This is a genomic window from Rhodococcus sp. RCBS9, assembly GCF_029457415.1.
GTDB classification, from domain to species: domain Bacteria; phylum Actinomycetota; class Actinomycetes; order Mycobacteriales; family Mycobacteriaceae; genus Rhodococcus_F; species Rhodococcus_F qingshengii.
The window spans coordinates 2,986,333-3,011,738 of the sequence record NZ_CP120422.1 but is presented as its reverse complement, the minus strand read 5'-3'; the positions used below and the strand labels follow the sequence as shown (position 1 = coordinate 3,011,738).

At 62.2% G+C, this 25,406-nt stretch carries 14 protein-coding genes and 1 pseudogene; 6 read left to right on the top strand and 9 right to left on the bottom strand.

Annotated features, from left to right (window positions below):
• The first annotated feature begins 29 nt into the window (after nt 1-29).
• From P0M12_RS14215 to P0M12_RS14205, 3 genes are all read left to right on the top strand, one after another.
• Entirely contained in the window at nt 30-830 is an 801-nt protein-coding gene (locus tag P0M12_RS14215) for an Rv3717 family N-acetylmuramoyl-L-alanine amidase (RefSeq protein ID WP_277377864.1), read from the top strand.
• A gap of 84 nt (nt 831-914) precedes the next feature.
• On the top strand, nt 915-1,211 hold the full coding sequence (locus P0M12_RS14210; protein ID WP_007731542.1) for a hypothetical protein: 297 nt from the start codon (nt 915-917) through the stop codon (nt 1,209-1,211).
• Nucleotides 1,211-2,722, top strand: a complete 1,512-nt coding sequence (locus P0M12_RS14205) for an alpha/beta hydrolase (protein WP_277377863.1) — start codon at nt 1,211-1,213, stop codon at nt 2,720-2,722. Before P0M12_RS14210 ends, P0M12_RS14205 begins: the two co-directional genes overlap by 1 nt.
• A gap of 54 nt (nt 2,723-2,776) precedes the next feature.
• Here the strand turns inward: P0M12_RS14205 and P0M12_RS14200 are convergent, their stop codons facing one another.
• Nucleotides 2,777-3,211, bottom strand: coding sequence for an SRPBCC family protein (locus P0M12_RS14200; protein ID WP_003943959.1), 435 nt, complete (start codon nt 3,209-3,211; stop codon nt 2,777-2,779).
• A 338-nt stretch (nt 3,212-3,549) separates the two neighbouring features.
• Here P0M12_RS14200 and P0M12_RS14195 point away from each other — a divergent pair, with 338 nt between their 5' ends.
• Together P0M12_RS14195 and P0M12_RS14190 are read left to right on the top strand one after the other, a co-directional pair.
• The gene (locus P0M12_RS14195) at nt 3,550-4,953 is read left to right on the top strand and encodes an FAD-binding oxidoreductase (protein WP_007731548.1); all 1,404 of its coding nucleotides are present in this window, start codon (nt 3,550-3,552) and stop codon (nt 4,951-4,953) included.
• The gene (locus P0M12_RS14190; RefSeq protein ID WP_003943932.1) at nt 4,950-6,251 is read left to right on the top strand and encodes a class I SAM-dependent methyltransferase; all 1,302 of its coding nucleotides are present in this window, start codon (nt 4,950-4,952) and stop codon (nt 6,249-6,251) included. The genes P0M12_RS14195 and P0M12_RS14190 overlap by 4 nt, the downstream gene beginning before the upstream one ends.
• Nucleotides 6,252-6,287: 36 nt before the next feature.
• Here the strand turns inward: P0M12_RS14190 and P0M12_RS14185 are convergent.
• The 7 genes and pseudogenes from P0M12_RS14185 to P0M12_RS14155 form a co-directional block, all read right to left on the bottom strand.
• A pseudogene (locus P0M12_RS14185) lies at nt 6,288-7,324 on the bottom strand (type IV toxin-antitoxin system AbiEi family antitoxin domain-containing protein).
• 140 nt (nt 7,325-7,464) lie between these two features.
• Complete coding sequence (locus P0M12_RS14180) at nt 7,465-9,606, bottom strand: 3-hydroxyacyl-CoA dehydrogenase NAD-binding domain-containing protein (protein ID WP_003943799.1); 2,142 nt, start codon at nt 9,604-9,606, stop codon at nt 7,465-7,467.
• Nucleotides 9,607-9,651: 45 nt separating this feature from the next.
• The gene (locus P0M12_RS14175) at nt 9,652-10,866 is read right to left on the bottom strand and encodes an acetyl-CoA C-acetyltransferase (protein ID WP_007731553.1); all 1,215 of its coding nucleotides are present in this window, start codon (nt 10,864-10,866) and stop codon (nt 9,652-9,654) included.
• 222 nt (nt 10,867-11,088) lie between these two features.
• Entirely contained in the window at nt 11,089-12,900 is a 1,812-nt protein-coding gene (locus P0M12_RS14170) for a multicopper oxidase domain-containing protein (RefSeq protein WP_277377862.1), read from the bottom strand.
• An 88-nt stretch (nt 12,901-12,988) separates the two neighbouring features.
• Nucleotides 12,989-14,545, bottom strand: a complete 1,557-nt coding sequence (locus tag P0M12_RS14165; RefSeq protein WP_277377861.1) for a hypothetical protein — start codon at nt 14,543-14,545, stop codon at nt 12,989-12,991.
• Nucleotides 14,542-20,661 carry a type I polyketide synthase gene (locus P0M12_RS14160; RefSeq protein WP_277377860.1) on the bottom strand — a complete coding sequence of 2,040 codons (6,120 nt, stop codon included), beginning with the start codon at nt 20,659-20,661 and terminating at the stop codon, nt 14,542-14,544. Before P0M12_RS14160 ends, P0M12_RS14165 begins: the two co-directional genes overlap by 4 nt.
• Before the next feature lie 677 nt (nt 20,662-21,338).
• Nucleotides 21,339-23,552: a DNA polymerase III subunit gamma and tau gene (locus P0M12_RS14155; protein WP_030535724.1), complete on the bottom strand. Its 2,214-nt coding sequence runs from the start codon at nt 23,550-23,552 to the stop codon at nt 21,339-21,341.
• A 162-nt stretch (nt 23,553-23,714) separates the two neighbouring features.
• Here P0M12_RS14155 and P0M12_RS14150 point away from each other — a divergent pair, with 162 nt between their 5' ends.
• Nucleotides 23,715-25,028 carry an ammonium transporter gene (locus P0M12_RS14150; RefSeq protein ID WP_003943791.1) on the top strand — a complete coding sequence of 438 codons (1,314 nt, stop codon included), beginning with the start codon at nt 23,715-23,717 and terminating at the stop codon, nt 25,026-25,028.
• Between the two features lie 6 nt (nt 25,029-25,034).
• On the opposite strand, the gene P0M12_RS14145 is transcribed toward P0M12_RS14150, so the two are convergent.
• Nucleotides 25,035-25,406, bottom strand: a complete 372-nt coding sequence (locus P0M12_RS14145) for a carboxymuconolactone decarboxylase family protein (protein ID WP_277377859.1) — start codon at nt 25,404-25,406, stop codon at nt 25,035-25,037.

The window sequence follows — 25,406 nt, the reverse complement described above, 5'->3', positions numbered from 1 at the left end:
ACACCGTAAAACCGTCAAGAGGGTCAAACATGGCATCACGTGTGTTCCGCTCCCCTGCCCTGATCGCCGTGGTCGGGGCCGGGCTTCTGAGCGCTGCGTGCACGATTCCGACCGAGACTGCCGAGGCCACGACTTCGGTCGAGGTGTCTCCGCTGAGCACTGTCGCCGCTGACGTCCCCGCTGCGCTCACCGGCAAGGTCGTCTTCCTCGATCCCGGGCACAGCGGGGCGAACGACGACAGCATCAACACCCAGGTCCCCACGGGCCGCGGCGGCACCAAGAACTGCCAGACCACCGGCACCAACACCGATGCCGGGTTCCCCGAGCACACCTTCAACTGGGAAGTCGCGAGCCTGGTCAAGAGCGAACTCGAAGGCCAAGGCGCCACAGTGGTCCTGAGTCGACCGGACGACATCAGCGTCGGATCTTGCGTCGACGCACGCGCCGAAGCTGCCAATTCCTCCGGCGCCGACGTAGTGGTGAGCATTCACGCGGACGGCGCAGCAGCCGGAGCCGAGGGCTTCCACGTCTGCTACTCCGCGCCCCCGCTGAACGCGGTGCAGGCCGGCCCGTCCGTCACCTTTGCCGAAACCATGCGCGACTCACTCGTCACAGCCGGGCTCACCCCGTCGACCTACATCGGTGACGACGGGCTGGCACCACGCGCCGATCTGACGGGACTCAATCTGTCGCAGCGGCCGTCGATTCTGGTCGAACTCGGCAACATGCGAAATGCCGACGAGGCAGCGCGCATGACGAGCCCGGACGGTCAGCAGGAATATGCGTCCGCCGTCACCAGCGGAGTCACCGCCTTCCTCACAACCCCCTGACCTGTCTTCTGTGGAGAAATTCCACTTGTCCACAGGTATGTCGGCACCGCCGAGGTAGCCCGCTCACCTGGATACGGTTCTGCCATGGGGCCGATACTTCAGGTAGATTTCGCTGCTCTGCAGCAACTTTCAGCTGATCTGTCTCGAATTGCGGATCAGATCTCGGGGATCGATTCCGCCGGACCGATTTTCGAAGCCGCGGCGGCCCTGAATTCGTCCGCTGTCACGGCTGTGTCGACTGGGAATGCAGGCGTCATCGCCGACGCGTACCGGCACCTGGCTACGCAGTTGGGACTCATGGCGTCGGGAACCGCTGCCGCAGCACGTCTGTACGACGCTGCCGAGGGCGAAGTGGTGTCCGAACTGCGCGGAGCCTACTGATGCAGCCCACCGTCTCTCAGCTTCGAACATGGTCACCGGAGAAATTGCGCACAAGCGCTTCGGAATTGATCGACATCGACCGGCAGATCGAAGTCCTCGGCAATGACGCCGGACGCAGCATCGACGCCGTCCGCGAATTCTGGCAGGGACAAGCGTCGAGCGCGGCGGCAGTGCAGTGGTCTGGTATCTCGCTTTCCTCGTCGCGGCTGTCGATTGCAGTTCGCGTAGTTGCGGATCTGTATGGCGGAGCGGCCAATACGATCGGTGCGGCGCGAAAATCAGTTCTGGACCTGGTCGAGGAGGCGACTCTCGAACACGGCTTGACGGTGTCAGACAGTGGAGCGGTATCGGCACCTGAGACGAAGCAGCCATGGAATCTGGCCGACGCCATGCAAGATTCCGAAAACGACACGGCTGCAAAGGTTTTTCAGCAGAAGATCTCCACTGCATTGACGGCACTCGACGACGAAGACAACCGGGCCGCGACTGCTCTGGGTGCGGCATTCCGAGAGATCGGATCACTCCTTGGCAATCAGCCTGATCGCCTCGACCGCACTGTCCTCGACATCCTCGACGGGAGGTCGACACTCCCCGGGACACCAACGGAGCTACACCGACTCTGGGAATCGCTCACGCCCAACGAGAAAGACGCGTTAGCGAGGTGGGATCCGTCCATCGGTAGCCGGGACGGCCTTCCCGCTCTCGACCGGGACTACTACAACCGGCGGTACCTCTCTGCGCTCGAGCAGTTGCCGGATCGAACGGTCGCTGCCGGATACACGGCCGTGCGCGGCGAACTTCGACCGGACACGTTCCTTCTCTCGGTCACGGATGGGCATGCCGTCGTGGCAGTCGGTAATCCCGATGCCGCCGGCAACGTCGCAACACTGGTTCCCGGAACCGGCTCCGGGCTGTCGGGCGTCGGCGGAGACCTGCAACGAACCAAGGCCATGTACGACGCGGCGGTCAGGGCGGCGCCAACGGAAGCCACATCAGTGATCCTGTGGTCCGGATACGACGCTCCCCCAGGCATTCCCGACGCAGCATCGGATCGGTACGCCAACTCCGCAGCGCCGAGGCTCGACGGCTTCCAGGACGGGTTACGAACCTCGCATGACGGTCCGCCTTCGCACAACGTGGTGATCGGCCATTCCTACGGCAGCACCGTGATCGGTGCTGCGACTACCCGTGGCGCTTCTCTCGACGTCGACGAACTGGTTTTTGTCGCAAGCCCCGGCGTCGATGCCGAGCGCGTGAACGAACTGAGCCTGGACGGCGTCGACTCCGCCGAGATGGCTCACCATGTTCATTCGACGACGGCCTTCTGGGATCCGGTCCAATTGATCCCCAAGATCCTCGGAGTCCACGGGTTCGACCCGTCGGATCCGGAATTCGGCGCGCAGGTATTCGCCGGATCCCCCGGGGAGCCTGGGTTCGGAGTTCACAGCGATTACTGGGAAAGCGGAAACCCCGCACTCACCGAATTCGGACGGATCATTACCGGCCCATGAAAGAAGGCGCCGTACCGGTGAAGGTACGACGCCATCTCGGTGATGCAGGATCGGTTAGACGAGTTCGCGCTTGAGGTTGTCCAGGACCTGGGCCTGGATGCGCTGCAGACCCTTCGGAGCGAACGTGCGCTCGAAGAAGCCGCCGATACCGGTGGCACCCTGCCACTGGGTGAGCGTCGTCACCGTCGTTCCGGTGCCGTTGGGGGCAACGGTCCAGGTGGTGACGAGGCTGGAGTTCGCGTCCTTCTCGGTGATGACGTTGCCGTCGACCGTCACTGTCGCCTTGACGTTGCGCGAGCGCTTTTCCGTCGCCTTGAGCGTCCACTGCGCGACGGTTCCGTCACCCTGGCCACCTTCGACGACCTTGTAGTCGAGGTACTGCTCGGACAGGATTCGCGGGCGAACCGTCTCGTAGTCCGAGAGCGCCGCGAGCACCTTGTCGGGTGCTGCTGTGACGACTGTCGAACTCATTGCATTGACCTGACCCATATGCCCTACGTCTCCTTGCTCGACCAACGCGGCTCGATACCGCGAATGACTACCCGAATCCGCACCTCGAACTGCGCAGATATTCCTTTCCATACTGCCTGCTGCGCCCGGGTATCTCGACCATCTACCCATTCCGTGTGAGCTGGTTCACCACTCGGAGCATTTACCGAGTTCGATTGCAACAACTCGATCAAATTCGGGCATTAATGCCCCTCCGGATAGCTTGCACACGCAACTACCGATAGCGTCAGGGTGTGACTCTCTCGTTCAATGGGGTAGTTCAGAAGTTAGATCGAATCCGGACAAAGCAAGGCCCGGGTTCCGATGCTGCGCGTGAAATGGGGTTCGAGCAGCACAGAGAAGGCGTCGAACGCCTACTCGCGTCATACCGCGCCATTCCCGCCGATGCTTCTGTACGCCTGGCAAAGAAGACATCCAATCTGTTCCGCGCTCGCGCCAAGACGTCGGCCCCCGGCCTCGACGTCAGCGGTCTGGCAGGTGTCATCGCCGTCGATGCGCAGGCGCGCACAGCCGACGTCGCCGGCATGTGCACGTATGAGGACCTCGTCGACGCGACGCTGCCCTACGGGCTGGCGCCCCTGGTCGTGCCTCAACTCAAGACCATCACCCTGGGCGGTGCGGTGACCGGCCTGGGCATCGAGTCCACCTCGTTCCGCAACGGCCTGCCGCACGAGTCGGTACTCGAAATCGACGTACTGACCGGAAGCGGCGAGATCATCACCGCAACACCGGACGGCGAACACGCCGAACTGTTCTTCGGTTTCCCCAATTCCTACGGCACCCTTGGCTATTCGACGCGATTGAAGATCGCACTCGAACCCGTCAAGAAGTACGTCGCCTTGCGCCACGTGCGCTTCGATTCGTTGAAGAAACTCGAAGAAACGATGGATCGCATCGTCACCGAACGCGAGTACGACGGGATCGCCGTCGACTATCTCGACGGGGTGGTCTTCACCGATTCCGAGAGCTACCTCACACTCGGCGTGCAAACCGACGAGGAAGGCCCGGTCAGCGATTACACCGACCAGGACATCTTCTACCGGTCGATCCAGCATTCGTCACTCACCCAGCCCAAGACGGATCGCTTGACCATTCGCGACTACCTGTGGCGCTGGGACACCGACTGGTTCTGGTGCTCACGAGCTTTCGGTGCACAGAACCCGAAGATCCGGCGCTTCTGGCCCAAGCAGTACCTGCGCAGCAGCTTCTACTGGAAGCTGATCGCCCTCGACCACAAGTACGACATCGGAGATCGCCTCGAAAAGCGCAAGGGCAAGCCCCCGCGCGAACGCGTCGTCCAGGACGTCGAGGTACCCATCGAACGAACCGCGGACTTCGTCTCGTGGTTCCTCGAGGAAATCCCGATCGAACCACTGTGGTTGTGCCCGTTGCGTCTTCGCGAGCCAAGCCCGGCCGCCGCTTCTGCATCACGGCCGTGGCCCCTCTACCCCCTCGAACCCAAGCGCACCTACGTCAACATCGGCTTCTGGTCTTCGGTGCCGATCGTTCCCGGTGAGCGCGAGGGGGCAGCAAATCGACTGATCGAAGAAAAGGTCAGCGATTTCGACGGACACAAATCGCTCTACTCCGACTCCTACTACTCGAAGGAAGACTTCGAGGAGCTGTACTACGGCGGCGACCGGTACATCGGACTCAAGGAACGCTACGACCCGAAATCCCGTTTATTGGATCTATTCTCTAAGGCGGTGCAACGTAAATGACCACGTTCAAAGACTCCAAAAGCCAGGACAAGCTCTCTATTGCCGAGATTCTCGAGACGCTTTCCGACGGCATGCTGCCGCTTCGATTCACCGCGTACGACGGCAGCACCGCCGGCCCCGAAGATGCCGACTACGGACTGCACCTCAAGTCGACTCGCGGAACCACTTATCTCGCAACGGCGCCCGGCGATCTCGGCATGGCCCGCGCGTACGTCTCCGGCGATCTCGAAGCCGAGGGTGTTCACCCCGGTGATCCGTACGAGATCCTGCGCATCATGGGTGACGAACTCCACCTCAAGCGCCCGTCGGCACTGACACTCGCCAGCATCACCCGCTCACTTGGCTGGGATCTGTTGCGGCCCATCGCCCCGCCGCCCCAGGAACACCTTCCTCGCTGGCGTCGCGTCGCAGAAGGACTGCGTCACTCCAAGACTCGTGACGCCGAAGTCATCCATCACCATTACGACGTCTCCAACACCTTCTACGAGTACGTCCTCGGCCCGTCCATGACGTACACCTGTGCCGCTTACGACAATGCGGAACAGACGCTCGAAGAAGCCCAGGAGAACAAGTACCGCCTGGTGTTCGAGAAGCTCGGACTCCAGAAGGGTGATCGACTTCTCGACATCGGCTGCGGCTGGGGCTCGATGGTCCGCTACGCGGCCAGGCGCGGCGTCAAGGTGATCGGCGTGACTCTCTCTCGCGAGCAAGCGGATTGGGCACAGAAGGCCATCGAGGACGAGGGCCTCGCCGATCTCGCCCAGGTCCGTTTCTCCGACTACCGCGACGTGGCCGAGACCGGATTCGACGCAGTGTCCTCCATCGGCCTGACCGAGCACATCGGCGTCGGAAACTACCCGGCGTACTTCGAGTTCCTCAAGGGCAAGCTGCGTGAGGGTGGGCGTCTGCTCAACCACTGCATCACCCGTCCGGACAACCGAAGCAGCGCCAAGGCAGGCGGATTCATCGACCGGTACGTCTTCCCCGACGGGGAGCTCACCGGTTCGGGTCGCATCATCTCCGAGATCCAGAACGTCGGCCTCGAGGTGCGTCACGAAGAGAACCTTCGCGAGCATTACGCACTGACGCTCGCCGGATGGTGCCAGAATCTCGTCGACAACTGGGACGCCTGCGTCGCCGAGGTCGGCGAAGGAACCGCCCGCGTCTGGGGCCTGTACATGGCCGGCTCACGACTCGGGTTCGAGCGCAATGTCGTTCAGCTGCACCAGGTTCTGGCCGTGAAGCTCGGCCCCAAGGGTGAGGCGCATGTGCCGCTTCGCCCGTGGTGGAAGGCCTAGGGGCAAAGCCCCTGTGCGCCTTTTTGGTAGTCGGCACTACCAAAAAGGCGCACAGGTGCCGCAGGCACCCGACTGCGTCCTCACCCAACCTCCCCGCCGCAAGACCGTCTCCACCTCGTGCGCAACCTGGCACGGGGTCTTCATCACCTCGTCGAATCCGTAGACCAACCGCGGACGACCTGCCAGCTCTGCCGCATTGTCACGGCGGCGATCACGAAATGCCACTTCTGCCATGGAATGCGCCCACCGACCGTCGAGACGCACGATCAGCGGCACACTGACTTCGCTGTAGTCGCAATCCTCGTACAGCGTGCGGCCGTCGACGCGGACCGGAGACTGGCGTCTGGCCGACGGCAACCCGTGCGCCTGCTCCACGTCGACCGCATAGTGGTATTCGAGCGTTGACTGCACCCCGTCTGCCAGGAGTCGTACCGTATCGGAAGCGCACCCTTGAATCGATGTGGTGTTCGTTCGTCAATCCGACGACGCACATCGTTCAACGGAATTCGCGCATTTGTCACTGTGGTGATGAGTGAAACGTAGGCGCTTCGCGCTGTGGATTCGGCGGTCGCAAGATCAATCGCGGTATCCGCCCGCGACGTTCGAGGTATGACTGACGGCACGCCGATGTATCGGTGGGCTCGGGATCGGTGGACGACTACCCCGGGGTGAACCACGCCACCCACTCTGACAAGTGCACCCGACGTTCGCGCTGGAACTCGGCGGATTGTCGCGGACTGACAGCGAGCGGACTTGCCGTAGGGCACGGTGACATGGACTGGCTTGTCTGCGTCGATGCGACGCATTCCCCATTCCTCAGCTGCAGTGTCGTGGCTCAGAATCGCTTGCGCGCCACCATAAAGCCAAGCGGCGTTCAAGATCATTTCTCTGGTGAGCGGGCCAGCGGTCACTGCATACACGCCTTGTAGAACGCGCTGCCATTCGCCGCGGTCCAGAAAGTTCCGCAGCATCCCTCGGTTGTATCCGAATGACGAGAGTTGCTGTTGCCGTACCAGACCGGATTGCGCATCGAGAATCCGGAGAAACTCGCTTCCACCATGAGACGTAGTCATGGCACCAAGCGTCAGGCCGAACTCCGACAGGACTGACGTGAAATTCGCTGTCGGAGTTCGTCTGTGGATAACTCACCAGCTGGGGATGAACCCCTGTGCGCCTTTTTGGTAGCCGTAACTACCAAAAAGGCGCACGGGGGCTATGCCCCTAGCGAAGCCGGCGGGGTGAACCGCGGGCCGTACTGCGCAGCGAGTTCCTTTGCGCGAGCGACGAAGCCGGCCGTGCCGCCCTCATAGCCGACGATGAACTGGTGAACGCCACCGGTCCAGGCCGGGAATCCGATACCCATGATGGAGCCGATGTTGGCGTCCGCCGTGGTGATCAGGACGTTCTCGTCGAAGCACTTCTGCGTCTCGATCGCCTCGATGAACAGCATGCGGTCGATGAGGTCCTGGATCGGGGCGTCGGAGGTTCCGGAGTTGAAGTTCTCGCGGAGTCCGGACCACAGGCCGGTGCGCTTGCCCTCGGCGTAATCGTAGAAGCCGGCTCCACCGAGCTTGCCCTTACGATCGAACTTCTCGACGAGGGTGTTGATGACCTCGCCGGCCGGATCTGCCGGCAGTTCCTTGCCTTCGGCCTTGGCGGCGTCGGCAGATTCCTTGCGGATCTTCTGCATGAGGGTGAGGTTGAGCTCATCCGAAAGCTGAAGCGGCGCAGCCGGGTAACCGGCCTGCATACCGGCCTGCTCGATGGTGGCGGGCTCGACGCCCTCGGCGAGCATGCCGATGGCCTCGTTGATGAAGGTTCCGATGACACGCGAGGTGAAGAAGCCACGCGAGTCGTTGACCACGATCGGCGTCTTGCGGATCGCCTGGACGTAGTCGAACACGCGAGCCAGAGTCTCGTCGGAGGTCTTCTCACCGCGGATGATCTCCACCAGCGGCATCTTGTCGACGGGCGAGAAGAAGTGGATGCCGATGAAGTCTTCCTGACGCTTCACGCCGGTGGCGAGACCCGTGATGGGCAGCGTCGAGGTGTTCGAGCCCAGCAGCGCCTTGGGATCGACGATGTCCTCGATCTCCTGGAACACCTTGTGCTTGAGTTCCTGGCTCTCGAAGACTGCTTCGATGACGAAGTCGACGCCGGCGAAATCTGCCGGGTCAGCCGTCGGGGTGATCTTGGCGAGGAGTGCGTCGGACTTCTCCTGCGTGGTCTTGCCACGCGAGAGCGCCTTGGCCTCAATGCCTTCGGCGTACGCCTTGCCCTTGTTGGCAGCCTCGATGCTGACGTCCTTGAGGACGACGTCGAAGCCGGCCTTCGCGGAGACGTACGCGATGCCCGCGCCCATCATGCCTGCGCCGAGGACGCCGACCTTCTTGATGGTGGACTTCTCGATGCCTGCCGGACGTGAACCGCCGCCGTTGATCGACTGCAGGTCGAAGAAGAACGCCTGGATCATGTTCTTCGCGACGCGGCCGGTCACCAGCGAGGTGAAGTAGCGAGCCTCGATGAGCAGCGCGTTGTCGATGTCGACCTGCGAGCCTTCGACGGCTGCGGCCATGATGGCGCGCGGAGCCGGCATCGGAGCGCCCTTGAGCTGCTTACGCAGGTTCGCGGGGAACGCCGGAAGGTTGGCAGCGAATGCCGGAGTGGACGGAGTTCCGCCAGGGATCTTGTAGCCCTTGACATCCCACGGCTGAACGCCGCCTTCGGGGTTGGCCTTGATCCATGCCTTCGCAGCCGGAACCAGCTCCTCTACCGAGCCGACGACCTCGTCGATGAGGCCGACTTCCTTGGCCTGAACGGGTCCACGCTGCTGCCCCTGGAGCAGGACGCCCATGAGCGCGTTCTGCAGGCCGAGCATCCGCACGGTACGCACGACGCCGCCGCCGCCGGGCAGCAGGCCGAGGGTGACCTCGGGCAAGCCGATCTTGACGCCCTTGACGTCTGCCGCGATGCGGTGGTGGGTCGCGAGAGCGATCTCGAGGCCACCGCCGAGCGCCGCACCGTTGATGGCGGCGACGACCGGCTTGCCGAGAGTTTCGAGACGACGCAGGTCTGCCTTGATCTCGACGCTGTGGTTGTAGATCTCCTCGGCCTGCTCGGGGCCGACCTTGATCATGTTCTTGAGGTCGCCACCGGCGAAGAAGGTCTTCTTGCCGGAAGTGATGACGGCACCGGTGATGGAGTCCTTCTCGGCGACCAGACGGTCGACGGTGGCCTTCATCGACGCGATGTACGCGTCGTTCATGGTGTTTGCGCCCTGGTTGGGATCGTTGATGGTGAGCACGACGATGCCGTCGGCGTCCTGGTCCCAGTTGATGATGTTCTGATCAGTCACTTTGCTTGACTCCTGGTAAGCCTCGTTGGAAGGACGGACGCCGCGTCAGACGCGCTCGATGATGGTGGCAACGCCCATACCGCCGCCGATGCACAGGGTGATGAGGGCGCGCTTGCCGCCACGACGCTCGAGCTCGTCGACCATCGTTCCGGTGATCATCGCGCCGGTTGCACCGAGCGGGTGACCCATGGCGATCGCGCCACCGTTGACGTTGAGCTTCTCGTCCGGGATGTTCAGGTCCTTCTGGAACTTCAGGACGACGGAAGCGAATGCCTCGTTGATCTCGAAGAGGTCGATGTCGTCGACTGTCAGGCCGGCAGCTGCCAGAACCTTCTTCGACGCCGGCGTCGGGCCGGTGAGCATGATGGTGGAGTCGGCGCCGCTGGTGGCGGTGGCGACGACGCGAGCGCGCGGCGTCAGACCCATGTCCTTGCCGGCCTGCTCGCTACCGACGAGCACGAGGGCAGCGCCGTCGACGATTCCCGAGCTGTTACCGCCGTGGTGAACGTGGTTGATCTTCTCGACCCAGTGGTACTTCTGCAGCGACACGGCGTCGAATCCGCCGATTTCACCGATCACACCGAACGCGGGAGCCAAGCCGGCGAGGTTCTCTGCCGTGGTGCCCGGACGCATGTGCTCGTCGTTGTCGAGGATGGTGATGCCGTTGATGTCCTTGACCGGCACTACCGACTTGGCGAAGTATCCGCCGGTCCACGCCTTGGCGGCGAGGTCCTGCGAGCGCACGGCGTATGCGTCGACGTCGTCACGCGAGAAGCCCTCGATGGTGGCGATGAGGTCTGCGCCGACGCCCTGCGGCACGAAGTAGTTGTCGTAGTTGGTGGCGGGGTCGAGTGCCCACGGTCCACCGTCGGATCCCATCGGAACGCGGGACATCGACTCGACGCCACCGGCGATCACCAGTTCGTCCCAGCCGGACCGAACCTTCTGAGCAGCCATGTTCACGGCCTCGAGGCCGGAAGCGCAAAAACGGTTGAGCTGAACGCCGCCGACGGTGTCGGGCAGTCCCGCATCGTTGACTGCAACGCGGGCGATGTCCATTCCCTGATCGCCAACGGGGGTGACGACGCCCAGGATGAGGTCGGAGATCCGGTCCTCGTCGAGGTCGGGAAAGCGCACGCGCAGTTCCTGGATCAGACCCGTGACCAGCGAGATCGGCTTGACCGAGTGCAACGACCCGGTCTTCTTGCCGCGGCCTCGCGGGGTACGGATGGCTTCATAAATGAATGCCTCTGTGGTCACTGTGAGGTGTTCCTTCCGTGTAATTCGTCGAACCGGTCTGCAGATCGTCCGCGCCACCGTCGGTGGTGGCGCATGGCCGAGGTACAGACCTCAGCCCTTTCACTGTAGAACGTGTTCCAAATTCATGGGAAGGACCGAAGCGATCCTGCTAGGTGACCGAGGTGATCAGGTGCGCGAACGCCTGCCCGCTTCGGTTCATTTCGGGTGCGCCCCCGGAAGCACTCACGGCACGATGCGATACGGCAACATCATGTCGTGATCTTCGTGATCGAGTAGATGGCAATGCCACACGTATCCCTGGAGTCGACCAGAATCAGCCATATCGTGGCGCCCACCGCCCGTCATCCCACTACCCGTCATCACACCGCTCGGAAGACGATCGAACATCGCGTCGGGATCGAAACCCAGCTCATCCGCGGTGGGGAATCGCACGATGATCCGGGTGACAGTGCCGCCGTCCACCCTGACGGTGTCCTTCATCCCCGCTTCCCACGGCGCCGGCGCGATCATCGGCCCCGCCTCGAACCCGTCGGGCGACGGAGTCCACTTGTTGCCGATCACCGGCTGAGGATGGCGGATCAAGTACTCCAGCGTCCGCATCGGTGTTCTGCCGAGAATCCGGAAATTCACCAAGTGCAGGTGTATCGGATGCGGGTCCGGCGTGGTGTTGACGATGTTCCACTGCTCGACGGTGCCTTGCCGCGGCCTCTCGACGTCCGTGGTGCTGAACGTCAGGTTGTTCAACGTCATCTGAGCCGGTGGATTCCGCAGTTCCAGTTGCTGGCTCACCGTCACCGTGCGAATTACCGTCGGCTGCTCCAACGGGGCGAGAACGTCACGTTGCCGGCGCCCACCGCGCAGTTGCGACGGAACACCACCGGTGAATCCGCGCCTGGCGTCACCGCGGAACCGGCAGAACAGCGGCATAGTCACTTCACCGATGACAGCGGCAGGTAGCGGGGGCGCCTCGTCGTTGCGAAGCTCCACCGTCGAACCCTCCGACAGTCCGGTGAAATCGACGAGGAGGTCGTACCGCTCCCCCGGTGCGCAGCGGAAGGCATTGACCGCGACGGGTGCGTCGAGCATTCCGGCGTCGTTGCCGATGACCCAGAACGTCATCATGTTCGAGAAGTGAAGATTCCACACACTTGCCGACGCCGCATTGACGATGCGGAAGCGGTAAAGGCCCCGAGCCACAGACAGTTCCGGCCACACCTTGCCGTTGACCAAGCCGACGTCGCCCACCGCGCCGCCTTCCCACGATCCTTCCGGGATCAAGATGGTGGATCGGCCGTTCTGGGCGCCTGTCGGCGTGAAGATCTTCTCCTGCAGGATCAACGGGATCTCGAATTCCTCGGCCGGCAACCCCAACGGATTTCCCAGTTTGCCGGTGTCGAATTCATCCCTGATCAGATAGTTGCCGATCAGACCGGCGTAGACGTTGAGCCGGGTGATGCCCATCGCGTGATCGTGATACCAGAGGTGGGCGGCTTCCTGACCGTGCAAAAAGTGATGCATCGCAGCCTGTCCCGGCATCACCAGCAGCTCCGGATGGCCGTCGCTCTCAGGTGAAGTGACTCCTCCGTGCAAGTGCAACGACGTCGGCGGGTTAGCGCGAAAGTCTGCCTGCATTCCATGCAGCGTCATATCCATGTCCGCTGCCAACGGATGTCCGGTCAGATCGTTCTCGAACGTCAACATGATCGGCTCGCCGGAATGCGCCTCGACGGTAGGGCCCAGATAACCGCCACCGATCTCTCCGCTGCGGTACGACAGTGCTGGGGACGAGGGAAAATCCCGATGAAAGGCATGTTGCCCCACTTGCGCTGTCAGTGTGATCTCGTTTCCGGAAAGCGTTGACAACGAATGTAGTTCGTCACAGAACGGCTCGAACTCCGGCGAATGAAAAATCAACGGAGACTCGATATCCACACTCCCCGCCGGAGCAGCACCTGCCTTTGCACCCAAAGCAACAGCCGCTGTGCCGACTACCAACCCTTTCAGAACCGATCTTCTGGAAACCCCGATACCCATACATTCCCCTCCCCATCGAAACGGGTTGCGTTCTCCCGCAAGGAAAACGCAACCCGTCTCTCCACTTCGATCTCGGAAAATCCCCCGCCTACTTTCCGTCGATCGCCTCCAGCACCGAATCGATCAGCGACTGTGAAAGTTTCGACGGCGGAGAGATTTCCAGTTCTCCCGGAGCGCCCGGCATCGTCCAGACAGTTCTGTGCCGAGCGATCGCGAGCTTCTCCCGTGATCCGTCCTCATTGACCTTGAAGTACTCGAACTCGAGGTCGATCCCCCTCTCGTAGAGGGCAGACAAGGACATCGTGACCAGGACGTCGTCGAACGGCATGACCTCGCGCAGATGCTCAACCCTGGTGTGCACACAACGAAGTTCCCCGAGAGCGCCTCTGGCCGCCATGGCCTCACGCTGAGAACGGACCAGGAACTTGTCCCGAACCCTCGACTGCCAGATGTAATAGTTGCCGAAGTAGATGTTGCCCACGACGTTTCCGTCCTGCAACGTCGTCGAGAACACCTCGGATTCGAGCAGGTACGGATTGCGCGGCACCATCGGAGCCGAGCGGATCACGGAACCACGATCGACGTTCTTCGGTTCGGTGGGAACAGCGATGTTCTTCGTCCCCGTCGGAATCGTCATCGGCTCGATGAAATCGTGGAAGTACTGCGGCATCGGCCGTGCCGCCACCACACCGTGGGAGAGGATTTCCACCCACGTCGTCTGCATCGCACTCCACCCGATGTGAGTGCGCGTCTCGCCGTCGACCCGGCACCATTCGACATGCAGATTGGTGGTTGCACGATCCGGACCGGTGAGCTCGGTGATCCAGATCGTCCCCTCGACAATGTCGTCGGTGTACAGGTTCGCATCGATGAACACCTCGGAGTTGTTGGTCACCATGCCCCAACGACCCGTCGCCATGTCCTCCACGATCTGCTTCGAGATCGGTCCGGTTCCCCTCTCTCGCAAAGCGCCCAACCACAGCGCGAAGCTCGCGAACCCCACTGATCCACCGACGTTGCACGCGTCCCGGAACCCGACGGGGAACCGGATCGACACCGCCGGATAGCCGCTCCGGGCCACCACATGCACGTCGGAGCCGTAGGCCATCGGATCGAACTGCGCGAGAGACTTCGCCGACAACGGTCCGGAGTCGAACTGCGGTGCCGGGTCCTGCGCCGGTTCCTCCGCATCCTCCTCATGAGTCACAAACGCGAGAATCCGCTCCTCGTTGTCCGTCAACAGAGCTGGAAAAGTCAGAACCACCACGCTTCCCTCTGCGCCGCCGCGGAAGGTCACTGCGTCGTCCTCCCTGGCGCCCATCGCCAGAGAAACCGACATCTGCCCCGTGGCCTTTCGGATCGCCTCGGCCGCCGCCCACAGCCTGGTTCCCGCACGATCGAGTGATTCGCCGCCTGCGATCAACTCGTCCATCAGCGGAATCCGCGCCGAACCCAGAAGCGCCTTCCACTGCACGGCGGTTCGGGAGCGAATCGGTTCGATGTCACACCCCTGAGGCCAGTCGCCGGCCGAACTGAGTGACTTGCTGCCGTCGTGCGAGAGCGAGACATCCACAGAGGGCGGAATATCACCGACGACGACGGGCTTTCCGGTTTCCTGCCATTCGATGGCAAAGGCATTACTCATTTGATCACCACATCCTCATCGAGATGAATGTTCACGGCCGCCTCGGCGATCGGTTTCTCCTGCTCGTGGCGTTCCGACTTGGTCAACTCGTGAATCCCCGGGGTATGCGCGACCACAACCCGCGGGCTCTTCACTCCCAACGCCCGGCTGTGTTGCGCGAGCTTGTCGAGAATGATCTGTGCGTCGCGCGCAGTCGGATCCGCGATTTCCTCAGCTGTAGGACGGCTTTCGTCGTGGGAGAGAATCTGGGAGCGATATCCCTCGAGCTGCATCACCACTCGTCCGTCCTTCACCACCGCCACGTCGGCTTGCATGTGGGTCTCTGTCTGCACCTTGTCGTAGGCGTACGCGGTGAACGAACGAGCCTCGAATCGTCCGTCGTACATGTCGATTCGCGCAATGTTGACCGGAAGGCAGATCTCCCGCGGAACCATGATCTGACCCGATTGGAGCAGGGAATCGAGGAAGTAGGGATCACCGAGGAGGTGCTGCTTACGGTCGGCTCGCGAAATAGCGCTGAAGAGAATGTGCTCGGAATCGAGGCTCGAGATCTCTTCGAGTCGGCGGAAATCGCCCTCCTGGAACAGCAACCACGAGTAGAGATCGTCCAACGGATCGATGTCGAGCACCGGTCGCGGCAACTCCTTCTCGAACTCCGGCAGTGTTTCGTCCAGCCCGAAGATGAAGTCGGCCGAGAAATGGGGCCGTCCGTACCCGGTCCGTTCGGTGCCGATCGTGACATGCACCCGCGTTCCTGCAGCATCACGATCCTGCTCCACGACGCTTGCCTTGATCTCGACTCTGGTGCCCTCGACCGTGTCGACGACGATCGGTCGATCCAGCTTGATGTCGTCGATGCGGACGCGGCCCAGAGTCACGCGTCCGGTGACATAGGCCGCCGCCTGCGACATCGCCTCGAGCCCGAACACCGTCGGAAGCAGCGCCGATCCCTTCCAGACATGATCGAGGACAAAGGGATCCGCCGAGGTGGACAACGTCGTCCGGGTCACCAGTTCTACCTGCGGCTCGAATGTCACCACTTGGTCGATGTAGCGCGACACCGCCGGCAGAGCCGGTGCTGCCGGCGCCCAGGTGTCGAGACCGCCGAGTCGACTGGTCACGACGATACGACTCGCCTCGGGTCCGCTGTCGACCAGGCGAAGGAAATGATCCACTCCCGCAGCCGTGGAAATCGGCATGACACCCATCTTCGCGAGGTGGTTGACACTGCCCATGCGGGCGCCCATGCCGGTCTCCCCCCACACGCTGTACGCGATCGAGAACGCCCGAGTCTTCGGGTGCCCGGCGGCATACCGCACCACCATTTCGTCGAGAAGCTCGTTTCCGTATGCATACCAACTGTTTCCGGGCATACCTGTGAATCCGATGATGGAGGAGAAGCCCACGAACAGCTTCAGGTCACGATCAGCGAGCGCTTCGACGAAGTTGGCTGCGCCCAGGACCTTAGGTGCAACCTCCTTGAAAGCCGCAGCGCTGTCGACTCTCTCGAACCGCCGCGGAACATTCGCCCCCGCACCGTGGACAAACCCGGTGATCGGCCCAACCTCGACCTCGATCTGGGCGACGACGCCGGCCACCGCCGCAGCATCCGTGACGTTGCAGCGATAGTAGTGAGCGCTCAAACCGGCAGACGTGAAGTCCGCAAGAGTGGAAGCGATTTCGTCACCCGCTTGTCGCTGAGAGCTTCCGATCAGCACTAGTTCGGCGCCTGTCTTTCGGCCGAGAGCCAGAGCGCATTGCGCCATGATGCCTTTCGCGCCACCGGTCACGACCACTACATCCGAACTCCCCAACCCGCTCTCGCGGACGGTGTAGTCGCTCGAGGCGAGAACCCGCGGTTGCAGTGCCGTGCGTCCCATCTCGGTGTCGTAAGTCGCGAACACATAGGATGCAACCGAATCCAACTCGGAGACGACGGTGGTTGCCACCACCGCGTCCGCAGTCGAGCCGTCGAATCCTATGACGCGGACATCCAGTTCGGGGCGCTCGTGATGCACCGAAGCGGCAAAAGCCGCCGCACTCGATACCGGCGCCGGATTGCCCAACTCGACATCGGTGAACTGAATCACTGCCAATGTGGTTCGTGCGCCTCCACTTTGCTGCGCCGGAACCATCTTGTACATGTGTTCGATCCCACGGCGCAAGCCGATTTCGGTGACGGAATCATCGGTCACACGCGGCATTACGGCAACCACGTGCTGTGCATTCGCAGGAGCGCCGTCGGAGAATGTGCGAATGTCGACCTGAGCACCACGCCCTCGCAGTTCGGATTCCAACCTTCCGACCAAACCGGCGTCGTCACCGATGACGACAAACGTCGTGTCCGTGAGGTCTCGGACTCCGTGCAACGCTGTCTCGCTCCGAACCTTTTCCAGGGTGTAATCGCGAACCCAGGTGAAGCTGTCGGCTGATAGACCCTTTGCCTTCACCGGCAGCGCCCGCGCAACCGGCTGCTGCTGCCCCGACTTCTCTTTCGCGGATCGATCGAGCACTTCGATGAGTTCACCCAGGCTGACGTTGACGAGTTCGGCCGGATCCAGATCACCCTGGACACCCAATCGCGTTGCCACAGTTGCTATCGCATCGGCAGCCTTGATCGAGTCCATGTTCAGGTCGTCGAGCAGGTGGAGATCCACATCGAGAGACTCCACCGGAAATCCGGTGTCCTCCGCGATTACCTCGAGCAGTATTCGCGACACGTCCGACTGCACCGAACTCGCTGCTGGAACGGCAGAACCGGGATTCGGTGATGCCGCAAGGATCAGCGATGCTGCTTCTCCGATCGTGGCATTGGCCAACTCGGCAGGGTCGAGGTCGACAACCTCGAACTGATGCGCAACCTTCGAAATAGCCTCTGCCGCACTGATCGAGTCGAGATTCAGATCATCGAGCAGACGCAGATCCGTCGTGATCGACTCGGCGGGGAATCCCGTCGTATCGGCGAGGATCCTGATCAGCTCACTTTCCACGGACCCAGCGCCCGCGTCAGCCGGCTCTTCGACTACCGGAGCCGAAACCGGCGAAGGAGCTTTCACTGCCACGGATTCGTGGCCGTTGGTGACTGCCCGCGAAGTCGGAGCAGATGGAGAAGATGGAGAAGACGGAGAAGTCGCTCCACTGCCTACATCCGCGCGAATGACGTCGACGAGGAAGGTCCCGCGTCGGCTCAGGTAATCGGCCAGCGCCGTAGCCGGATCCCCGCCGGACGTACCAAGTGCGAGCGGTTCGGGAGCAGAGGTAACCGTCAGCTTCGCCTCGGCCAGGTTCTCGATGAACACCTTCTGATCGGCAGGAACGAATTCGCGCACGAACCGGCCGTCGAAAAGTTCGTTCCATCGGACCTGAGCGCCGTGTACGTACATCGCGGCCAGTGCGACATTGAAGTCCTCGTCGCGTCCGGACTTGGACGCAACGGGGAAGCAGCGCACGCCGTCGGTCCCATTGATCGCCTTGGTGAGCCCGGTCAGCACACGGCCGGGACCGACCTCGACGAGCAGGTCCACGTCCTGCGAGATTCCACTTACCGTCTTGACCCAGTCGACCGGTGAGACAACCTGTTTGGTGACCAATTCGCGAAGTGCCAGTGGCGTCTGTACGCGTTTCCCTTCGACGCAGGAATACACGGGGCAAGTCAGCGAATCGACTTGCTCGTCAACGGGCGCAGTGGACTTCAGCTCCCGCTCGGCCTCGTTCATCATCTCGGAGTGGAAAGCATTCGACACGGCAAGCGCCTGAGCCGACACTCCGCGCGTCTTCGCGATGGCAACCACATCGTCGACCGCGTCTTTGGTGCCCGAAACCACGGTCTGTGTAGGCGTATTCAGATTCGCGACGGTCGCGTAACCCTTTGTTTCCGCGATGATCGCCTCAGCCGTCGATCGGTCGCAGGTCAGGCTCGCCATCGCGCCGTTTCCACCACCACTGACAGCCATGGCCGCACCCTTCGCCGCAGCCAAGGTGATCAGCGTCTTCTGGTCGTAAGCTCCTGCCGCGTAGAGCGCGGTCAACTCGCCGAGACTGTGGCCGGCGACAGCACTGGGTGTGACACCCAATCGGCGGAGGTACTCGAACCAGAGCAGCGAAGCCAAAGCGACGGCAGGCTGGGTGAACTGCGTCTGGGCGAGATCCCGCTTCCACTTCGCCAATTCCGCAGCGTCAGCGCTCTTGACCGGGTTCCGCAGAATTCGAGGCGTGATCGCCTCCGCTCCAACTCCCTCCAACCAGCCGTCCGCCTCGGTCGCCAGTTCGCGTGCCCACTCGAAGCGCTCGATCAGCACGCGCGCCATCTCTAGTTGTTGGGATCCCTGTCCCGGGAACAGGAATCCGATGTCGTGGTGGACGGCGTTCGAGATCGAGATCTCGTTGCTCACGACCTTCACCTGACCGGATGCAGGAGCGGAGTTCTCGCAGATCACGGCAAGCTGACGCATGCGTTCGGCCAACTGCGCGGGACGTCCGGCCACCACTGCGGCACGGAAGGGCGCGGTCGGCGAGATCACTCGAGAGAGTTTCGCCGAAAAGTCCAGCAGCTCGGCAACACTCAACGGAACCGCCAGATCTGCAACATCCCGCGCTCGGGTCGCCAAGTCCACCGCGGAATCTGCAGAAAGTACGAAAACCTCGGTGTCCTGATACGACGCCATCATCGTGCGGACGTCTTGCGAGGGTGTCAGCTTGCTGGATGGTGCATCAGCCGATTCGATCGCGACGTGGCAGTTGATACCGCCGAAACCCATGGCTTGCGCACCGGCACGCATCTTCTCGGACGGATCTCTGATCTCACCGTTGACGAGCGGAAAGAGTGCCGGCGCTTCGGTTCCGAACGCCGGGTTCGGGTCGGTGCAACCGGCGAGCGGCGGAAGGATTCGTTGATTGACGGCCATGGTCGCCTTGATCAGCGCAAGGATGCCCGACGCCGCCTTCGTGTGCCCGATCAACGACTTCAGTGACGTCATGCCGATGCTACGAGCCTCGACGGGCCCGTCCGTCTGAGCGGCCTGCTGGACGCCGGCCAGTTCGACGGGGTCTCCGACGGGAGTACCAGTTCCGTGTCCTTCGACGAAGGCAACCTCGCTGGCCGCGAATCCCGCTCGCGAGTATGCGCGACGGATCATCTCGGCCTGAGTTTCGGCGCGGGGCTTGGTGATTCCACCCTTGCCATCGGTGGAGATGCCCCAGCCGCGAATCGTCGCGTACACGTAGTCGCCGTCCGCCCTGGCGTCCTCGAGTCGTTTCAAGGCCACGAATCCGCAACCTTCACCCGGGATGAATCCGCTTCGGCTTGCGTCGTACACGTTCATGTCGCCACGGGTCAGTGCACCCAAACGGGCGAATCCCACCAGTTCCAAAGGATCCAAGCTGACGTCGACTCCCCCTGCCAAGACGAAGTCGGCCGCGCCGGACGCCAGCTTTTCGGCTGCAGTCGCCACCGCGAGCATTCCGGACGCGCACGCACCGTCCACGACGTACCCGCCGCCGTTGAAGTCGAGATAATTGCAGATCCGGCCGGCAATCGTATTCGACAACATGCCGGCGAGAGTGTCTTCACTCGGCTCCACCAATGGGCCCTTGTAGACATCTTCCATCGTCTCGGCGAGAGCATCGGCGACGGAACTGTCCAACTGGCGCGCTTCGGCTGCCACAGCGAGTGCGCGCTTGACGTAAGGCCAACGCAAACGCATCGACCACATCCGGGATTCTTCACCGGTGAGGGAGTTGCCGACGATTGCGGCGCTGCGTCCAGTGGGTACCGATCCTCGGCTGTAGCCCGCGTCCGTCAAAGCCCCGAGTGCTGTTTCCAGAGCCAACCAGTGTGTGAGATCTGTCGACTTGAAGGTCCGCTCCGGTATCCGGCGACCGACCCAGTCGAATTCGAAACCATCCATGAACGCGCCGCGATCGGCGTATGTCTTGTCGACGTCGTCAGGGCTCGCGCTCCAGTAGTCGTCGAGGGACATCCGTGACTCCGGAAACTTTCGGAATTGCATCCGACGCGCGAGGACGTTCTCCCAAAATCCTTGCAGATCATGTGCACCGGGGGACCACATGCTCATCCCGACTATCGCAATCGCAGGATTAGTTGAATCTTCAGTCATCTTACACTTCCTATTTTCGCGCGCATCCACGGGAGACTCAATCGACCGAAGACTAACCACGCCCTCATCGGTGTGTAAAACGCAGATTCACCTCAAGGCATAAACAAATAACAAAGGTCGTTCGTCGCAATGAACGTGTTTCAGCAATTTGACAGCAATCGAGAGTTAGCTGTAACTCGGAGTTACTTATTTGCTTCGCAACCGGTCATGCTCCTGCTTGAACATCCGTACCGGATCCCGGTTTCACGGCCGCCATTTACTCGCGATCGGCAAATATTCAGTTGAATATGCACCGAAATACCGCAATGCCGAACATGTGGCCAATTCGCCGAATGTCCCAAATTGGTCGATCCCCGCAAAACAAACATCCGACAACTATCAATCTGAACATTCGTGACACACCGAAATTTAACAGCAGCACTCGAATGCCCATCAGACAACGAGAACTTCCAGATATTCTTCGGCGACCATCGTCCGAATCGACGTTTCGTTACACCGGAACTGAGCGAACGAATGTGCCAGCAAACCAGCCACATACAATTCAGCTTTGCGAGGCCGAGCCGGTGCGCTTTCGAGACGCGCGCACACAAAGGGAACGGCACTTATAACAATTCGATCACACAGTGGTGCAGCTGGATTCCGACAGCTGTTTCACGCACACGGACCGACTCGGCAACTCAGCTTTCGAGGCGGCGAGCTCCGAGGACGTCCTTGAGGAGTTCCTTTGCAACATCCTCGGGATCACGTCTGGCAGTCGGATCAGCGGGCTCAGCCGCCTCCGCAAACATCTCGTCCTCGTCCTCCGGCGTTGCAGGCGGAGGAGTTGCCTCGTAGTCGACCTCAGGAGCAGGCGCCGGTCCAGGGTCTTCCGGATAGTCGGGGGCCTCGGGCGGCGGAATGTCGTCCGAATCTCCGCGCTGGGGCTGCGGGGCCTTGGGCTGCTGCGCTGCGCGCTCCTGACTGGGCCGTGAGAAGCGGGGCGCAGCGGCAGGGCGGCTCGGAGCTTCTGTCGCCTTGGTTGCGCTCGATACTGTCGGCGCTGTAGGCGCACCTTCTTGATACTCGACTTGCCAAGTGCCACCGAACATTTCGGCAAGGACCTCGCAAATGACCGCCGCGTTGTGCGGTTGCGTCACACGAGCACCCAGGACCGGTGAGCCGTGAGCGATGACAACGACATGTCCACGCACGTCGTGAACCGTCGCAGCGGACAGCATGGCCGGAAGAACCTTGTTTCGTTCACCGACCTTGTTGCGCAAGGTGTTCCACGATTCACGGAGAGTCTCGACTGTGGGGCCTGCCGAGACCGGCGCAGCTTCGGCAACCGCCGGCTCGTCGAACTCGGGCTCGGGCTCGTAGTCGGGTTCCGGCTCGGCAAGCCCGATCAGCTCTTCCGCCTCAACAGAAGCAGTAACCGGTGGTTCAACCACAGGAGCTTCAACTATTGGAGCTTCGGCAACCGGAGCTTCAACCACCGGAGCTTCGGCAACCGGCGGTTCCACGATCTCGACAGTGGGAGTCTCGACGACGGGAACTGCCGCTACCGGAGGTTCGACGACAGGAGCCTCCACAACCGGCGGCGCCGCAGCTGGAGCAGGCGCGGCTGGTTCCGGCCGTGCCTCAGGCTCGGCCTTGCGTTGAGAGGGCCGTTGAAACTTGGAAGCAATCTCCGGTTCGAGCGGCGGCACGGTGGGTGCCGGCGTTGCTGCCGCGCGAGGAGCAGCCGCGACTCCGGCAGCCGGAATACCTTGTTCCAGGCGCTCCAGCCGCTGCAATACAGCTGACTCGGTGTCGGAGGCCGACGGCAGCAGCATTCGCGCGCACATCACTTCGAGCAGCAGCCGCGGCGCCGTCGCACCACGCATTTCGCTGAGTCCGGCATGGACAGTCTCGGCGAAGCGGGTGAGCGTGGCCGGGCCGACTCGTTGAATCTGCTCACGCATCGTGACCAGCTCCGCTTCCGGAGCGTCGACCAATCCTCGTTCGCTGGCGTCGGAAACAGCCTGCATCAAGATGAGATCACGCAGGCGCTCGAGAAGATCGAGCGCGAATCGGCGTGGATCGTGACCGGCGTCCATCACGCGATCGACAGTGCCGAACAACGCGGCCCCGTCACTAGCAGACAGGGCGTCTACTGCTTCGTCGATGAGCGCGACGTCGGTGACTCCGAGAAGAGAGAGCGCGCGCGGATACGTGACACCTTCTTCTCCTGCGCCCGCGAGCAGCTGATCGAGGACACTCAACGAGTCACGAGGGGAACCGCCGCCGGCCTTGATGACCAGTGGATACACCGCAGGTTCGACCGGTACGCCCTCCTGGGCGCAGATCTTTTCCAGGAGTCCGCGCATGGTCGACGGCGCCAACAGGCGGAACGGGTAATGGTGTGTACGCGAACGGATGGTCGGGAGAACCTTTTCCGGTTCCGTCGTCGCAAAGATGAAGATGAGGTGTTCCGGCGGCTCTTCGACGATCTTGAGCAGCGCATTGAAACCCGCCGCCGTCACCATGTGTGCCTCGTCGATGATGAAGACGCGGTAGCGAGATGCGGCGGGTGCGTGGAACGCCTTGTCTCGGAGTTCTCGGGTGTCGTCGACGCCACCGTGACTTGCGGCGTCGAGTTCCGTCACATCCAGGTTGCCTGTGCCGCCCGGGCCCAGCGAAACGCACGAGTCGCACACGTCGCACGGCGTCGACGTCGGTCCCTGCTCACAGTTCAGCGAACGCGCCAGGATTCGCGCCGACGACGTCTTTCCGCAGCCGCGCGGGCCGGAAAACAGGTAGGCATGGTTGATGCGTCCGGTGTCGAGGGCCGTGCTGAGCGGTGCGGTGACATGCTCCTGCCCCACCACCTCGGCGAAGGACGCGGGTCGATACTTCCGGTACAGGGCCACGCGCAAAGACTACCGGCGACCCACGACAGGTGGTCCGGTGCGGGTGCAACGCCGACTTCTCCCGAAACATGTTCGCAACACAATCGCAGTGCGGAGGAAACCGCACGCACTCATCGTGGGTTCCGTGCACGCGGGCTGGTCCGCGTGCGTGAGGAGAAAACTGTGCCCGCCACCATCGATGCCGGAGCGACTGCCTGGTTGCTCGTCAGTACTGCACTCGTACTTCTGATGACGCCAGGACTCGCACTGTTCTACGGCGGCATGGTCCGCTCGACGGGCGTACTCAACATGATCATGATGAGTTTCGTCTCCATCGCACTCGTCACGGTCGCGTGGTTGTTCGTGGGCTACAGCCTCGTGTTCGGCGACGATCACGGTGGCATCATCGGCGGACTCGAACACATCGGCATGGCGGGCATCGACCCGTCGACCGTGCACGGGAATGTCCCGGAAGTGTTGTTCGCAACCTTCCAATTGACGTTCGCAATCCTTACTGCAGCACTCATCAGTGGTGCGATCGCCGACCGCGCGAAGTTCTCCGCCTGGATGATCTTCGTCCCCATCTGGTCCTTGCTCGTCTATGTCCCCGTTGCTCACTGGGTGTGGAATCCGCAGGGATGGCTCGCCCAGATGGGCGCACTCGACTACGCCGGTGGCCTCGTGGTCGAAATCGTGTCCGGAGCGTCGGGTCTGGCATTGGCACTGGTCCTCGGCCAGCGGATGGGTTTCAAGGCCGAGTCGATGCGTCCGCACAATCTGCCGTTCGTCCTGCTCGGCGTCGGCCTGCTCTGGTTCGGTTGGTTCGGATTCAACGCCGGCTCGGCCCTTGCGGCCGACGGTATGGCCTCGCAGATCTTCCTCAACACACTCGTCGCCGGTTGCACCGGACTACTCGGCTGGCTGTTCGTCGAGCAGAATCGTGACGGACACCCCACGACGTTCGGCGCAGCTTCGGGCGTCGTCGCCGGTCTGGTCGCGATCACCCCGTCGTGCGGAACGGTGAACATGTTCGGTGCGCTCGTCATCGGTCTGATCGCCGGCATCGTCTGCTCGTACGCCGTGGGATGGAAGCACAAGCTCGGCTACGACGACTCCCTCGACGTCGTCGGCGTGCACCTCGTCGGTGGAATCGTCGGCTCGTTGCTGATCGGACTCCTCGCGACGGCCGTGATGACGGGCGGTCCGGAAGGTTTGTTCTTCGGCGGTGGATTCGCGCAGTTGGGCAAGCAGTTCGTCGGCGTCGTCGTGGTCGCGCTCTATGCCTTCGGTGTGACCTACGGTCTCGGAAAGCTCATCGACAAGACCTTCGGCTTCCGCATTTCGCGTGAAGACGAGGCCCGCGGAATCGACGTTGCCCTGCACGCGGAGTCGGCCTACGAGCACGGAGTCCTCGGCCACGGTCCGATCGGCGGACAGAACCCGAGCCCGTTCCTCCAGCGTCAGCGGGAGGAACGGGAGAACCGCGAGCGGGACTGACCGCCCTCAGCGGTTCGCGATTTCCTCCATCAGGATCGGAACGCCGACATTGCAGGAATGAATCCCGACGACGGTGGTCAGTTTCAGCACCTTGAGAATCTCCTTCGAGGTCACTCCCATGTCGAGCGCGGCGCGAATATGGCGTCGTACGCCGGGCGCGTACATGTGTGTGCTCGCCGCATCGACGGCTATGCACAGCAACTGGATCACCTGAGGTGACAGCACCCCGCTGTTCCAGGGCTGCATCGCTGTCTTCATGTACAGCTCGGTCCACTCGGGATCCAGCTCCGAAAGTCCGTCCCACAACGGATTCCAGCCACCCGAATCCTTCATGGCCTGGGTCACGGGAAAAGCTTCACTTGCTCGAACGTCAGTCAT

Excerpts from the sequence above, each read along its gene's own strand:
- P0M12_RS14170 (WP_277377862.1), bottom strand. The coding sequence starts at position 12,900 with ATGGGTATCGGGGTTTCCAGAAGATCGGTTCTGAAAGGGTTGGTAGTC.
- P0M12_RS14165 (WP_277377861.1), bottom strand. The coding sequence starts at position 14,545 with ATGAGTAATGCCTTTGCCATCGAATGGCAGGAAACCGGAAAGCCCGTC.
- P0M12_RS14195 (WP_007731548.1), top strand. The coding sequence starts at position 3,550 with ATGGGGTTCGAGCAGCACAGAGAAGGCGTCGAACGCCTACTCGCGTCA.
- P0M12_RS14215 (WP_277377864.1), top strand. The coding sequence starts at position 30 with ATGGCATCACGTGTGTTCCGCTCCCCTGCCCTGATCGCCGTGGTCGGG.
- P0M12_RS14200 (WP_003943959.1), bottom strand. The coding sequence starts at position 3,211 with ATGGGTCAGGTCAATGCAATGAGTTCGACAGTCGTCACAGCAGCACCC.
- P0M12_RS14190 (WP_003943932.1), top strand. The coding sequence starts at position 4,950 with ATGACCACGTTCAAAGACTCCAAAAGCCAGGACAAGCTCTCTATTGCC.
- P0M12_RS14210 (WP_007731542.1), top strand. The coding sequence starts at position 915 with ATGGGGCCGATACTTCAGGTAGATTTCGCTGCTCTGCAGCAACTTTCA.
- P0M12_RS14160 (WP_277377860.1), bottom strand. The coding sequence starts at position 20,661 with ATGACTGAAGATTCAACTAATCCTGCGATTGCGATAGTCGGGATGAGC.
- P0M12_RS14145 (WP_277377859.1), bottom strand. The coding sequence starts at position 25,406 with ATGACTGACGTTCGAGCAAGTGAAGCTTTTCCCGTGACCCAGGCCATG.
- P0M12_RS14205 (WP_277377863.1), top strand. The coding sequence starts at position 1,211 with ATGCAGCCCACCGTCTCTCAGCTTCGAACATGGTCACCGGAGAAATTG.